Origin of the sequence: Sphingobacterium thalpophilum (assembly GCF_901482695.1) — a bacterium.
Taxonomy (GTDB): domain Bacteria; phylum Bacteroidota; class Bacteroidia; order Sphingobacteriales; family Sphingobacteriaceae; genus Sphingobacterium; species Sphingobacterium thalpophilum.
This window is the reverse complement of sequence record NZ_LR590484.1, coordinates 3,751,600-3,766,621: the sequence shown is the minus strand read 5'-3', so window position 1 is coordinate 3,766,621 and position 15,022 is coordinate 3,751,600. Positions and strand designations below refer to the sequence as shown.

The following is a 15,022-nucleotide window of genomic DNA, read 5'->3' as shown; positions in this document are numbered from 1 at the left end:
GGTTTGCCCATCCTGCAGCCTCTGCTTTAGACATGCTGCAGGATCTCGGCAAAGAGCTAGCTCAATTTATATTCTTCTATTTTGCGATATAAAGTGGCGACACCAATTTCGAGTAAACGCGCAGCCTCTGCCTTATTCCCACTGGTATGGTGCAAAACACGTTGGATATGTTGTTTCTCCATATTTGCCATGGCAAAGCTAGAAGCAATTAATGGGTCAGGATGAGCAGCTGAAAACGGAAGACTATCAACATCCAGCAATCCGCCCTCACTCAATATAACGCTACGCTCGATGACATTTTTCAATTCACGAATATTGCCACGCCAGGTATTTCGTTCGAGAGCAGTAATAAATTCATCCGTCATACGCAGTGGCTTCAGATTAGATTTCGCTGCGAAGAAATCGGCATAATATTGCGCCAGCAGACGGATATCCTCTACCCTTTCCCGCAAAGGTGGCAGGGGGATAGTGAACACAGAAAGCCGATAGAACAAATCGCTTCTAAAATGTCCCGTTTCAATTTCCATTTGCAGGTCTCTGTTGGTTGCCGCAAGGATACGCACGTCGACTTTTGTGGGTTTTGCGTCCCCGACTTTCAAAAACTCCCCTGTTTCTAAGACACGAAGTATTTTGGCCTGTAGTTCGAGCGCCATTTCTCCGATTTCATCTAAAAAAATCGTTCCACGGTGGGCCTCCTCAAAAAGTCCGCGCTGATCTTTCGTAGCACCTGTAAAGGCTCCTGCCCGGTGACCAAACAGTTCATTTTCCAAAAGGTCTTTCGTAAATGCAGCACAGTTAATTGCAACAAAATTACCGTCTTTTCGCGCACTGGCAAGATGTATCGCCTGAGCAAACACTTCTTTACCCGTTCCCGTCTCTCCTGTCAACAATACGGTGGTATTTGTTCTCGAAACTTTTTCTGCCAGATTGATCGCCACCTTAATGGCAGAAGAATGGCCAATAATTTTATCAAAGGACAATTTATCCCCGAGCTGCTTCTCCAATTGTTTGACCCGTCGTGCCAATGCGACTTTCTCGCATGCTTTATATAGTAAAGGAATTATCCGATTGTTGTCATCGCCCTTGGTAATATATTCAAATGCCCCATTCTTGATTGCCTGCACGCCATCGGGAATATTGCCATATGCTGTCAACAGGATAATTTCAACGACCGGAAATCGATCCTTAATTACTCTCGCAGTTTCCACACCATTACCATCAGGTAATTTAACATCACATAATACCACGTCCACATCAGCAACATCGAGTTTCTTTAATCCAGATTTTATGTCGGAAGCCTCTATAACTTCAAATCCCTCTAAACGGATAATCTTGGCAAGCAACTGACGCAGCTTCTCTTCATCATCTATAAGGAGTATTTTATTCACAGCTCTTTTTCTTTCAAAAGTACGATTTATGTGAAGCAAATCAGCAACAATTCTCTGTAAAGAAGTGAAGAGAAGCACCCAAAATTTTATTTTTCACCTAGAATTTCTTTCCGGTGAAAAATAAAATTGTATATTTGCAGCACCACATCATTATTGAAATTTATGTAAGATTAAAAATTCTTTAGCAAAGTACAGATACCGGCGGTGAACAAACACCATCTAACGGTTATGTTTAATCTTTAAAGAATTTTAACATGATTTCATTACACCAGATATCCTACATACATCCTAATAGAGATCTATTGTTTGAAAATATAAATCTGACCGTAAATGCCCACGAAAAAGTAGCCTTGATCGGCAACAACGGTGTTGGCAAGTCAACCTTACTGCGCCTTATTACTGGCAGCCTATTGCCTGCGGAAGGCACTGTACAAGTACATACAGCTCCATATTATGTCCCACAGATAACGGGGCAGCTTAATGAATTTACGGTGGCTCAGGCATTGGGCATTGAGCAAAAGTTAACGGCGTTCCACGCGATCCTCAAAGGGGATGCTTCTGAACAGAATTTTAATCTGTTGCAAGACGACTGGACCTTGGAGGACCGCTGCAAAGAGGCATTTGACTATTGGAAAATACCAGAAGTTCTGCTGACAAAAAAAATGGATGATCTTAGTGGCGGACAGAAAGCAAAGGTGATGCTTGCGGGTATTCAGGTCCACCAAAGTGAGCTTATCCTTTTGGACGAACCTAGCAACCACCTCGATCTGGAGAGCAAAAATCTGCTTTACGAATGGATAGTATCGTCAAAAAATACCATTGTTGCCGTCAGTCACGACCGGACACTTCTCGACCTTCTTGAGGATACTTTAGAAATGATTCCGGGGGGAATTAAGCGGTACGGTGGAAACTATACATTCTACGAAGCACAAAAAAACATCGAACGAAACGCGATGCAACAGGACATTCACCATCAGGAGAAAGCCATAAGGGTAGCAAAAGAGAAGGAAAGAGAAGCGCTCGAACGGCAGAACAGATTAAACAACAGAGGCCACAAAAAACAGGAGAAAGCAGGCGTGGCTAGAATAATGATGAATACCTTGCGGAATAATGCTGAAAAAAGCACCGCTAAGATCAAAAACGTTCATCAGGATAAAATTGAGGGCTTCAGGGCGAATCTGCAAGAACTCAGAAACGCACAAGCTGCTTTTGATGAAATCAAAATTGATCTTGAAAACGGCAGCTTGCCGTTTGGCAAGAACATCATCAAAGCCGAAGACATCAATTACAGTTACGGTGTCCGAAATCTCTGGGAAGAAAATGTTCAACTACAGATAGTCAGCGGGGACCGCATCGCACTCACAGGTAGGAATGGCTCCGGCAAAACCACGTTAGTCAAATTGCTGCTTGGACAATTGACGCCTTCCAATGGCCGTATTGTACGGCAGCACTTCACCTACAGCTATCTGGATCAGGATTATTCAATCGTCGACTCCACGTTGACCGTGTATGAACAGGCCCAACGTTATAACAGCGCTGCCTTAGCCGAACATGAAATCAAAATTAGACTCAATCGTTTTCTGTTCGGAAAAGAGGATTGGGATAAGGCCTGTGGACTCCTGAGCGGCGGTGAAAAGATGCGGCTGATCATCTGTTGCCTGACCATACAGCAACAAACTCCGGATCTGATCATTTTGGATGAGCCCACCAACAATCTCGATATTCAGAACATCCGCGTATTGACACGGGCCATCAGACAGTATAAAGGTACAGTTCTGGTCATATCCCACGATGAGGTTTTCGTCAAGGATATTGGAATAGGACGATCCATCGGTTTATAATCTGTATTGATGTTGATAGCCTGTATTCTCCCATTCGGGGAATACGGGCTGTCTTTTTTAGAGCTTATCGGAGGCCAATATGAGGGAAACCGCCCCATGCCTTTGTAACAATCTCATATTCGTTATTTAAAAACCTGCTAAAACGATAAATTAAATTAGAGAAATCTAAGATTTTATCAATATATTCACCTTGATTTTAAATACGGAACAATAACCATCGATTAATTGAACCTCCCCATAGATATGTATGCTCCAAGGAAAATCTATCTCGCAGGCTTCAATTAATTACTTAATTTAATTATGTCTAATTATCAAATTAAAGAGAGTCCTGAATTATTTGACGCAATCGTAGTCGGTTCAGGCGCAGGAGGAGGCATGGCCGGCTATATTCTGGCGCATGCTGGTCTTAAAGTACTGATGCTGGAAGCCGGCCCATTTTACGATCCGGCGAAAGATTCACTGCAATTGCGCTGGCCCTGGGAATCTCCAAGGAGAGGCGCGGGTACAACAAGGCCTTTTGGCGATTTCGACGCTGCATTTGGCGGATGGCAGCTGGAGGGTGAGCCTTATAGCAAAGTCGACGGAACAGAGTTTGAATGGTTTAGAGCCCGAATGCTCGGAGGCAGGACCAACCACTGGGGCAGGATTTCGTTACGCATGGGCCCCGATGACTTCAAACCCAAAGATGGTGTCACGGATGAATGGCCGATCACATACGAAGAAGTCAAACCATATTACGACCGCGTCGATCGTATGATCGGTATTTATGGCACGGTAGAAGGGATTCACAATGAGCCTGACGGCATTTTCATGAAACCGCCGAAGCCCCGTCTTAACGAACTATATATTGCCAGAGGAGCCAAAAAAGCAGGTGTACCAGTGATTCCGGGGCGTGGCGCTGTGCTTACCGAAGTATCAAAGGACATCAAAGATAGAGGTACTTGCTTCTATTGTGGTCAATGCGGCCGCGCCTGCAAAGTCTATGGTGATTTTTCATCTTCATCCTGTCTTGTTATCCCGGCGATGAAAACCGGCAACCTAAAGGTTATCGACAACGCTATGGTCAGGGAGGTGTTGACGAATGATGAAGGGCTAGCCGTCGGCGTCTCTTATGTAGACACCAAAGACCTCCAGGAGTATACGGTAAAAGGAAAAACAGTCATTCTGGGGGCCAGTGCCTGCGAGAGCGCGCGGATTATGTTAAACTCCAAATCTAAAGCCCATCCGGGGGGTGTCGGCAATAGCAGTGGTTTGGTGGGCAGATACCTTCATGATTCTACTGGAGCAAGTCTTTCGGGCTTTTTACCACAGCTTCTTGACCGCAAAAGGTATAATGAAGATGGCGTGGGAAGTGTCCATATTTATTCACCGTGGTGGGGAGATCATTCCAAATTAAGCTTCCCGAGAGGCTACCACATTGAATACGGCGGTGGTCTGCATATGCCATCCTACGGATTCCTCAACTGGGTACCTCAAGTAAACAGCATAAGTAAGGGGGCGGATGGCAAAACAAAACCCAAAGGCGGATATGGAACCGCTCTAAAAGAGGATTTTCGTAGTTTTTATGGTGCTAACGTAGGTATGGCCGGACGCGGCACCGCCCTGGCCCGGAAAGATAACTATTGCGAAATCGATCCCAACAAAGTTGATAAGTTTGGTATTCCGGTATTGCGTTTCCACTACAAATGGGCCAATGAAGAAATCGCACAGGCAAAGCATATGCAAGAAACATTTCAGTCGATCATGCACGAAATGGGCGCTGTCATCACATCCAAAATTCCGAGTGCTGATACATTATACGGATTGGAAGCTCCCGGAAAGATCATTCATGAAGGTGGCACCACCAGAATGGGCAACGATCCGAAGACCTCGGTATTAAACAAATGGGGACAAGCGCATGACTGTAAAAACTTATACGTTGTCGACGCTGGGCCATTTGTGCAACAGGGCGATAAAAACCTGACCTGGACTATACTCGCACTGTCTATGCGAACCGCAGAATATATATTACAAGAAAAGAAAAAATTAAACGGCTAAAAGATGAATAGAAGAGAATCATTAAAAGCACTGGGATTTATCGCTGCTGGGTCTAGTCTTTTAACCGCAGCTTGTAATTCTAAAGAAACAAAGAAAACTATAGCGTCAAATGGCGAAAGATTACCGGGTATTCAGGATTTCGAATATGAACGTACTGCTCAGCTTCAGGCCGAAAAATTCTTTGACGATCATGAAATGGCCACAATTACCGTTCTGGCGGATATCATCATTCCCAAAGACAGCAAATCCGGCAGCGCCTCTGAAGCAGGTGTCCCGGAATTCATCGAGTTTATCGTTAAAGATTTACCGGACAACAAAATCCCTATGCGCGGTGGCCTACGCTGGCTGGACCTACAGTGCAAGCGACGCTATGGCAATGTATTTATAAAATGTGATACCAAAGATCAACTTGCTCTCGTTGACGAAATCGCTTATCCCGAACTGGCCAAACCGGAAATGCAACAAGGGGCAGCTTTCTTTTCCCTTATGCGAAATCTTACTTCTTCCGGATTCTATACCAGTGAGATGGGCGTAAAAGATATCGGATATGCAGGTAATAAACCTGGGGTGTGGAATGGCGTACCGGACGATGTGCTCAGGGAGCACGGCTTTGACCCCAGCAAATTTTTTGGGTAATAAAAAATCCTTTCCAAAGTTGGAAAGGATTTTTTATTGGAAAATGTAGATGACCTTCGTATACGGTATTATACTATCTATTGTTCTTGGGTAACCTCAGTGGGCTCCGGTGCCTTATCTATTAATTCCATAAATTGATCCAGTTTAGGCGTGATAATGATCTGCGTTCTTCTGTTCCGCTGTTTTCCGAGAGCCGTATTATTATCTGCTATCGGGTTGTATTCTCCTCTACCACCGGCAGTCAGGCGCTTCGGATCAACTCCATACTTGTTTTGTAATGCCTGGACAACAGACGAAGCTCTCAAAGTACTCAAATCCCAGTTGTTGCGAATATTTGGTTTTGAAATAGGATCCGTATCCGTATTACCCTCGATTAGCACCTCATAATCTTTATAATCCTGAATAATTTTGGCTATTTTACTTAAGGTTAGATCAGCTCTCTCACTGATTTCATAGCTACCGGATTTATACAGCATGTTATCCGCAAGCGAAATATAAACAACCCCTTTTAGTACTTTGACATCGACCTCCTGCAATTCCTCGCGGCTGAGTGATCTAGTCAGGTTGTTCGTCAACACCAGATTTAAGGAGTCTGATTTATTTTTAGCCTCGACCAGATGTTTAATGTAACGGTTAGATGCATTGATTTCATCAACTAGCTTTGAAATATTGATGTTGCCCTGAGAGTTTTGGCTGATGCTATTATCTAATGATTTTTGCAACGCCGCATAAGCTGATCTAAGATCTGCATTGTTCTGCCTTTCGGAAGCAAGCTGGTCTTCCAGACTCTTGATACGTGTCCGTCCTTCTGTCAACTGCAGCTGACTGTCCTGATATTTTCTGGAGAGATCACCATGCGCTGTTTTCAAATTATTATAGTCCGTTTGTAACCCTGTATATCGTTTTTTGCTGACACATCCAGTGAAAAGTAAACTTGCGGTCAGCACAGATATCGGAAAGATGATATTTTTCATGATATTCTATTTTGTAGATGTTGAATTCAATTGTACAACAAGATAAGCAATATCTTCGCCAAAACCGTGATTTTTGGCTGAATTAACAACCTTTAACGTCTATCGTGCCAGCTCCTTCAGCTCAGATGCTGAAAAAACCTGCGCGCCCTTTAAATAGTGGTTAGCCCCTTTTAAATAATTGTAGATGATAGACTTTGCCTCTTCACTGGGCAGTTTATGGAGATTTTTAATCAAAAAATTTTTATCTTCAAGAATGTTGTCCTTGTACCCCAAAAACGAGGGCGCATGCACCTGTACACTCCACCGGATGAAGCGTGCTTCTATATGTTCTGGGTTTTCATCAATTAGTTCTTCCAGATGCCTTTTTCCTTCCTTAAACTGGCTTATTTTCTTAAACGGATTGCCCATATGTTTAGCTAGGAGTATCTCATAAGCTGCACAGTAAACTTTCTCCGTCACCGACTTTGCTCCCGCTCGTAATTGCTCTAAATTAAGTTCACAGATGTCCTCATTTTTTACCGCCTCAGCATATTCCCTTCGAATCTTGTCAACATTCAGCTGTTGCCCCAGCCCTATCTTTGTCACCGCGAGCAGAACTACGGCCAATAGTAATCGTGTCATCATAATTATTAATCAGGCTGTTTCAAAAAGTACGTTTTCCAATTCAAATTACTAAAAATATTGAATCCAAAGATTAAATTTCAATTACCATACCATAAAGCACCGCACGACTGTCATCAAATGGCTACAGGCATCTTTTTACTTACGAATATCTTTTTCGGAAAACATATTTTGAAGCATTTTTGAGGCATGAAATTTATACTAAAAACATCCCCGGTTTGGTTAAAAATTTGTTTATCGGTTCTATTTGGTATTTTATTAGGATGCTTGCTGGGCGAAATCGTATTCAGCTTTCTCCAGGCTTAGGAGGTCAATTTAACGTAAAGCAGAAAACGTATTCGCATGAATCCAAGTGTATGATCCAAGAAGTTACAGCATTCTTTCCTTGAATAAAATTATTTTTAGTATATTGGTTTTACCAATATAAATTTAAAGCAAGCTATGGAAACAAAAGCAGAGTATCAGATTTGGGACACTATTGTGAATAGTGCAAAAACTAAATTCGATTATAAGCATATTCGTGCTATGTTTAAAAAGGAAGATGACGAAATAACCGATAAATTTCTATTCCATATTATTGCAGGATTTGCCTGCGGTGAAGACCACCAGACAATCTCCACCAATTTGTTTAATGAACTGCAAAGTATCAATTTCGAGTGCAATGAACAGCAGATCGATAAGTTTATTTCGGACAAGCATGTCAAATTCAGCCCCGAAATCTATGCAACTTACCTAGCCTTCTCGATGCTCGAGGATGGAGAAGATGTCGATAATATTACAGAGGTGATTAGTAATTTATTGGAAATAGATAAATAATATTTCACCGGAAATTCGTTTAATTTTGGCTAAAGACCTATATTCGTAAACAAATTACGCCTAAGTCATGCGCCATTTTTTAACGCTATTTTTAATATTTTGCCTTTCCCTAGGTGGTTTCGGACAGAATTTTGATTTCGGTAGAGTCTCAGTTACTGATTTTTCTCCTACCTTGTTAGATAGTAATGCTAACGCAGTAGTCTTAAAGGAATTTGGACAAAGCGCCGTGTTTGTTGATGACTACGACCATCGGGTAAAGCTGATGCACGAATATCACGTACTTATTCGTATTAACAATAAAGAAGGATTTAGAAAAGCGAACTTCGAAATTCCTTCTTATAAACGTGGAAGCTATATCCGTGACCATCTTGATGAGCTAAAAGCCGGTACCTACAATCTGGAAGAAGGAAAAGTTTTTGTTACAGCACTGGATAGCAAAAAAGTCTATAAAGAGAATCATTCCACGTATCTGGAACTGAATAAGTTTACACTTCCCAATATCAAAGAAGGAAGCATCATCGAAGTTTCTTATCGAACGCTTGAGCAGGATCTATTTAACTTTAAAACATGGAACTTTCAGGATGATATCCCCAAACTTCAGAGCCAATATATTGCCATTATACCAGCGTCTTTTAGTTACAACGTCGTCTTACGTGGCCCTTACAAATTGGCTGACCAAAAGGGTGAAGCTTTACGGGAACACATTTTTTTGGATGGTGTTAGAATGGACTGCTCAAAAATCACGTATTCGATGAATAATATCCCTGCGTTTGTGGAAGAAGACTATATGACATCTCCAAAAAATTTCAGATCAGCTATATATTATGAACTCGAATCAATATTTTATCCAAGTACGGGATCAAAAAAAACATTCAGCAAAACCTGGAAAGATGTTGATCTCGAGCTAATGAATGACAAGTCATTCGGAGGGCAGCTGAAGAAAACCAATGTATTTGAAACGAGCCTATCCATGATCATTTCTTCCAGTGATGCGAAACTTGAAAAAGCGAAAAAAATATATAATTATATCAAAAAGCAAATTAAATGGAATAACTACCTTGGGAAATACGCAGAGAATGGTATTGAGAAGGCGATCGAGAAACGCACAGGTAATATCGGTGATATTAATCTCGCCCTAGTTACGGCACTCCAGGCTGCGGAGCTCGATGCCTACCCTATTATTTTATCCACTAGGCGTAATGGCAATCCGAATTCCCTCTTCCCCGTTCTGTCAGATTTTGACTATGTAATCGCTTGTGTAGATATTGATGGCATAAAGTATAAACTGGATGCCTCCATTCCGTCACTGCCTTTCGGATCGCTCCCGCTACATTGTCTCAATGAACGCGGTAGAATTATTTATTCCCGAAAGAGTTCAGACTGGTTTCCCTTATCGTCTGATGAAGTATCTGAACAGGTATATGCGTTCAGCGGCATACTAAATGACCAAAACCAGATCAAAGGCAAACTTATCATCAGTAGTATGGGCAATAAAGCGCTTTTAAAACGTCAACAGATAGCCAAATTCAACACCCTGGAAGAGTACTGGGAAAAAATGGATGAGGACATGCCGAACGTCAGCTTCACCCACGCAAAGATTGAACACCTGGACGATGTGGATCAAGTGTTGAATGAAGAATTTGAGATTACCATGGATCTTTCCAATCAAAATACCGGCAATAGCCTATTTCTTGCTCCAAACATTATCGACCGAATATCATATAACCCATTTAAAATACTGGACCGTACTTATCCTGTAGATATGGGATTCAAATCCAGAACACAGTATAATATACAGCTGGAACTACCCCAGCACTATCAGCTGGCGGACAAACCCCAGAATGTATCACTAGCACTGCCTGAATCAGCGGCTAGATATAAGTATATCAGCCAATTGAATGGTAAAAACCTGGAAATTGTAAGCATGCTTGCATTCAATAAACCAGTATTTTCGGTAGACGAGTACTTCTCTTTAAAAGAACTATATTCCCGAATTATACAACAACAAAAAATAGATTTTAGATTAGCCAAATGAAAACCGCATTTTTCAGTTTAGTATACTTCCTTATACCGCTTGTGACAACTGGCCAGGAAGATTATGACATTGCCAAAATACCTGCTGTCCTAAAAAGCCGTGCTGTCGCCACAGTGCGCAATGACAAAACTGTTGTAGAAGTCAAATCTCGGGAACAAGTGATCGAAACGGTCACACGTGCCGTTACTGTCTACAACCAAAATGGAGATTACTATGCAGCAATACCGCTACACTATAATAAATCAAGTGAGATAAAAAGCGTAAAGGGTGCTATCTATAACGATATGGGCATCTTGCAAAAAAAGATATCTAGCAAGGACTTTAAAGATCACAGCGCTGTAGATAATAGTACGATGTTTGCTGATTCAAGAATAAAACTCTATATCCCAGATCATCATAGCTATCCCTATACCATAGAATATCAGTACGAAGTACGGCATAAACAAAATCTCGTTCTCCCTTCCTGGAGCCCCGAAATCGCCAACAACGTATCTGTTGAAAAAAGCAGCTTTCAATTCATCGCACCGCTCGCGGATGAATTCCGGATCGAATCGAGAAACTATAAAGGGCATATTAACGAAGAAAAGACCGATAAAACAATCAGCAAAAAATGGCTAGTAGAGCAGATTCCCGCAAAAAAGGAAGAATCGTATAGCCCCAACCCTGATTTAAAAAGAGCAAATGTACTGATCGTCCCCAAGAGTTTTATTTATTACGGCAAGGAAGGCAATTTCACAAACTGGAAAGAATACGGCGACTGGATATCATCCAAATTATTGAGTAAAAAACAAGACCTTACGGAATCCTCCAGGCAGAAATTTATCTCGCTCACGAAAAACGCTTCGACAGATAAAGAAAAAGCGAGAATCTTATACGATTATTTACAGAAGAATACACGGTATATTAGTATCCAGATTGGAATCGGCGGACTTGAACCTTTTCCTGCTTCTGAAGTCGATCGCCTAGGATATGGCGATTGTAAAGCCTTGGTAAACTATATGCAGAGTATGTTGGCAGCAGTAAACATTCCATCCTATTATTGTATGGTTGAAGCGGGTAAGCACAAGGAGAACTTTCATAAAACATTTGCGAACGTTCAGGACGGCAACCACGCAATTCTCTGCATACCTTTTAAGAATGATACCACTTGGTTAGAGTGTACGAGTCAGAACCTTCCCTTTGGCTTCTTAAGCACCTTTACGGACGACAGAGATGTGATCGCCTGTACCGAAAACGGTGGCCTGCTTTTGCATACCCCCAAATACAGCAATGCCGACAATTTACAGCTCCGTTACGCTGACTTGACGCTCCTTGAGGACGGTAGCTTAAAAGGCACTTTAAAAACAAAGTTTTACGGCGCGCAGTATGAAAATCATATGAGCATACTTCTGGCAAGCAATAACGAAAAAACGAAATTGCTCGCCCAATATTACAACATTGATAATATAAATTTCGATCAGGTAAACTACGTCGAACATAAGGACATCAATCCCTTCATCGAAGAAAACCTCACGCTATTTATTAAGAACTATGCTGTAAAAAATGGTCATAAGCTGCTGATTCAGCCCAATATATTCAATATGCAGTCCAATATTTCGGAAAACAAAAACCGAACGGAGGAAATCCATATCGAACGTGGCTTTGTTGACGTCGACAGTATCTGCATAACATTGCCTGACAATATCGCAAAAACAATAAATCCAGAACGAAAGCTTATCGAAAAACCTTTTGGAAAATATGAATTTAGATCGGAGATCACCGGAAACAAACTGGTTACTTATAGAAAGCTCGAGCTGTTCGAGGGAAGTTATTCTGCTGATCAGTACGAAGACTTTTTCCAGTTCCATAAGGACGTGAGCAGCTCAGATAGGGGGCGATATAACCTCACAACGTTATAATCCAATAAATATTTACGTGAAAATGAAAGTCTCCGATCGATCAAATACAGCAATAATTGTATATTAGCCAGATGACAGAATACGCAGCGATTTTTGACATGGATGGTGTGATCAGTCACACAAATCCCTTTCATGCAGAAGCTTTTAGAGCTTTCTTTAAAAACCATAATATTGAGCAGGCAACCGAAGAAGAGTTTGAGCAGCATATGTATGGCAAGCACAACAGCTATATTATGCAGCATTTTTTTAAACGCCCAATTTCCCCGGAAGAGCTACGTACGCTCGAATTTGAAAAAGAGCAGCTGTTCAGGGTGATTTATAAAGACCATGTAGCCCCTATAAAAGGTCTCATTGAGTTTCTGGGCCAGTTAAAAGATAGCGGATTTAAACTTGCTGTGGCGACCTCCGCTCCGAAAGAGAACATGGATCTAATTCTGGACGAGCTGAATATCCGTTCGTTATTTTCTTCGACATTGAGTAGTGAGGATGTAAAATTACACAAACCTCATCCCGAAGTTTATTTGAAATCGGCAGAAAATCTGGGAATCCCCATTAAGCAGTGTATTGTATTCGAAGATTCCTTTTCAGGCATCACAGCGGCTCAGAATGCCGGAATGAAAGTAGTCGCGGTACTTTCTACACACAAGAGAGACGAGCTTCCTCCTAGTGATATATACATCCAGAACTATACTGAAATCACAGTTGCTAATGTAAAATCAATACTACGATAAAACGCTAGTCAACGGCTATATAGTATACTATTAGCCAAAGCGCTGTTGCGATATAACATTAAAAAGTGAGGGCCTGCTTGGGGGCCCTTACTTTTTTAATCTCTCTTTAAACCGAATTTTTCAATTTTGCTATACAAATGGCTGCGCTGTATGTCCAGGTCATCTGCTGTCTTAGAAACATTCCAGTTATTTTTTTCCAGCTTATATTTTATGAACTCTTTTTCAGCGTGGTCCTTGTAATCTTGAAACGAATCAAATGAATCCATATCCAAACCATAGTTAATGATCCCTTTTTCATGGGCAATTCCATTCACGGGTTCGCGGGAAGGATTGGCAAATGCGACGACATCTTTATCCGTAATGGATCTATCACTTAGGATGATCAATCTTTCAATCATATTCCGCAGTTCACGGATATTTCCGGTCCATGGTAACTGGCTCAATTCTTTCATTGCAGCGGCAGTAATTTCTTTGACCGGAATGCCATACTCCATACATATCTCCTCACAAAAACTCGTTGAAAGCAAGGGAATATCTTCCGTCCGCTCCACCAAAGAAGGTACATGAATCAAGATTACGGAAAGACGGTGGTATAAGTCCATTCTGAAGTTGCCTTCTTCAATTTCTTTCAGTAGATCTTTATTCGTTGCCGCAACGACGCGTACATTGACATCGATTTCCTTGTCGCCACCAACGCGCGTGATTTTATGTTCCTGTAAAGCACGTAGCACTTTGGCTTGAGCAGAAAGGCTCATATCGCCGATTTCATCTAAAAAGAGTGTACCGCCATTCGCCTGTTCAAATTTACCTATACGCTGTTTGATAGCCGATGTGAAGGATCCTTTTTCATGCCCAAAAAGCTCTGATTCGATCAGTTCAGAAGGAATCGCAGCACAGTTGACTTCGACCAGAGGGCCTTGCGCACGGTTTGATTTTTCATGAAGCCAGCGAGCCACAAGTTCTTTTCCTGAACCATTGGCCCCTGTAATCAATACTCTTGCTTCTGTTGGAGCGACCCGGTCTATAGTTTCCTTGATACGCTTGATCGCACCCGATTCTCCCAAAATGTCCTTCGTTTTCGAACTGCTGACCTTACGTTTAAGTACTTTGGTCTCCGTCACCAGCGAACTCTTATCCAGCGCATTTCGGACCGTGATGAGCAATCTGTTCAGATCCAATGGCTTCTCCAAAAAATCAAAAGCCCCCTTCTTTGCCGCTTCCACTGCGGTTTCTATGGTTCCATGTCCCGAAATCATGATAAAAGGAATATCCGGACTGCTCTGATGTGCTTCTGCAAGGACTTCCATGCCGTCCATCGCATTCATCTTTATGTCACAAAGAACTAAGTCAACTTTTTCCTTTTTTAAAATATCTAATCCGTCGCGACCATTGTCAACGTCTAAAATCGTGTAATCTTCGTATTCCAAGATATCACGTAGAGAACTTCTGATGGCGCGTTCATCATCAATGATTAAAATTGTACTCATAAATCCAGCATTATGCTATTTTCAATTATGGGAATCAATATAAGGTTTTTTTAGCAATTAGCGAAAAAGAAGCAAACCTTGTAAGCCGGGTTCTGTAGACCACCGAAGTGGAATTTCTATCATTTATCTAGGTTTGCCATCACTGACAAACTCAATCAACCTACCCATTACGAATTCCAATAAATTGAAAGAAGACGAGCAGCCTTCGCATTTCGTAACCTATTTGGTCTTTCAACACACGAGGTTTACCGTAATATATGTCACCATATAAGACCGTAAGCTCTTACCTTACGTTTTCACCCTTACTCCGAAAAGCGGTATATTTTCTGTGGCACTTTCTGTCTGTTATATCCATAACATCCTTCCCGTTAGGAAGCGTGTCGCTCTATGTTGCCCGGACTTTCCTCTCCTCCCGAAAGAGCAGCGATAGAACCAGTTTGCTTCTGCGCAAAAGTAATTATTTTACTTCGGAAAACATCAATTTCTTTGCAATTTCAGCACATCTACAGCAGTGCGCATGGCATTTCGTTAAAATTCCCTCACAGCATGCACAAAAGT

General features: G+C 41.7%; 11 protein-coding genes and 1 other RNA gene. 7 read left to right on the top strand and 5 right to left on the bottom strand.

Going from position 1 to position 15,022, the window contains the following annotated elements:
- Positions 1–56 precede the first annotated feature (56 nt).
- Positions 57–1,388, bottom strand: a complete 1,332-nt coding sequence (locus FGL37_RS15470; protein WP_028069121.1) for a sigma-54-dependent transcriptional regulator — start codon at positions 1,386–1,388, stop codon at positions 57–59.
- A gap of 254 nt (positions 1,389–1,642) precedes the next feature.
- Between FGL37_RS15470 and FGL37_RS15465 the strand changes: the two genes are divergently transcribed.
- The 3 genes from FGL37_RS15465 (at position 1,643) to FGL37_RS15455 (ending at position 5,902) form a co-directional block, all read left to right on the top strand.
- Complete coding sequence (locus tag FGL37_RS15465; RefSeq protein WP_028069122.1) at positions 1,643–3,229, top strand: ABC-F family ATP-binding cassette domain-containing protein; 1,587 nt, start codon at positions 1,643–1,645, stop codon at positions 3,227–3,229.
- A gap of 300 nt (positions 3,230–3,529) precedes the next feature.
- Positions 3,530–5,266, top strand: a complete 1,737-nt coding sequence (locus FGL37_RS15460; protein ID WP_028069123.1) for a GMC family oxidoreductase — start codon at positions 3,530–3,532, stop codon at positions 5,264–5,266.
- A gap of 3 nt (positions 5,267–5,269) precedes the next feature.
- Entirely contained in the window at positions 5,270–5,902 is a 633-nt protein-coding gene (locus FGL37_RS15455) for a gluconate 2-dehydrogenase subunit 3 family protein (protein ID WP_028069124.1), read from the top strand.
- Positions 5,903–5,979: 77 nt separating this feature from the next.
- On the opposite strand, the gene FGL37_RS15450 is transcribed toward FGL37_RS15455, so the two are convergent.
- A complete protein-coding gene (locus FGL37_RS15450) occupies positions 5,980–6,876 on the bottom strand; it encodes an OmpA/MotB family protein (RefSeq protein WP_028069125.1) in 897 nt (298 codons plus the stop codon).
- A 99-nt stretch (positions 6,877–6,975) separates the two neighbouring features.
- Entirely contained in the window at positions 6,976–7,500 is a 525-nt protein-coding gene (locus tag FGL37_RS15445; protein ID WP_051606617.1) for a hypothetical protein, read from the bottom strand.
- A 438-nt stretch (positions 7,501–7,938) separates the two neighbouring features.
- Here FGL37_RS15445 and FGL37_RS15440 point away from each other — a divergent pair, with 438 nt between their 5' ends.
- From FGL37_RS15440 to FGL37_RS15425, 4 genes are all read left to right on the top strand, one after another.
- Positions 7,939–8,313 (top strand): hypothetical protein, encoded by a 375-nt coding sequence (locus FGL37_RS15440; protein WP_028069126.1) that lies wholly within the window; start codon positions 7,939–7,941, stop codon positions 8,311–8,313.
- A gap of 67 nt (positions 8,314–8,380) precedes the next feature.
- Entirely contained in the window at positions 8,381–10,348 is a 1,968-nt protein-coding gene (locus FGL37_RS15435; protein WP_028069127.1) for a DUF3858 domain-containing protein, read from the top strand.
- Complete coding sequence (locus tag FGL37_RS15430; protein ID WP_028069128.1) at positions 10,345–12,246, top strand: DUF3857 domain-containing transglutaminase family protein; 1,902 nt, start codon at positions 10,345–10,347, stop codon at positions 12,244–12,246. Before FGL37_RS15435 ends, FGL37_RS15430 begins: the two co-directional genes overlap by 4 nt.
- Positions 12,247–12,317: 71 nt before the next feature.
- On the top strand, positions 12,318–12,977 hold the full coding sequence (locus tag FGL37_RS15425; protein ID WP_028069129.1) for an HAD family hydrolase: 660 nt from the start codon (positions 12,318–12,320) through the stop codon (positions 12,975–12,977).
- A 95-nt stretch (positions 12,978–13,072) separates the two neighbouring features.
- Here the strand turns inward: FGL37_RS15425 and FGL37_RS15420 are convergent, their stop codons facing one another.
- Both FGL37_RS15420 and rnpB read right to left on the bottom strand, forming a co-directional pair.
- Positions 13,073–14,464, bottom strand: coding sequence for a sigma-54-dependent transcriptional regulator (locus tag FGL37_RS15420; RefSeq protein ID WP_028069130.1), 1,392 nt, complete (start codon positions 14,462–14,464; stop codon positions 13,073–13,075).
- 65 nt (positions 14,465–14,529) lie between these two features.
- Positions 14,530–14,907, bottom strand: an RNA gene (rnpB, locus tag FGL37_RS15415) — RNase P RNA component class A.
- Positions 14,908–15,022: the final 115 nt, after the last annotated feature.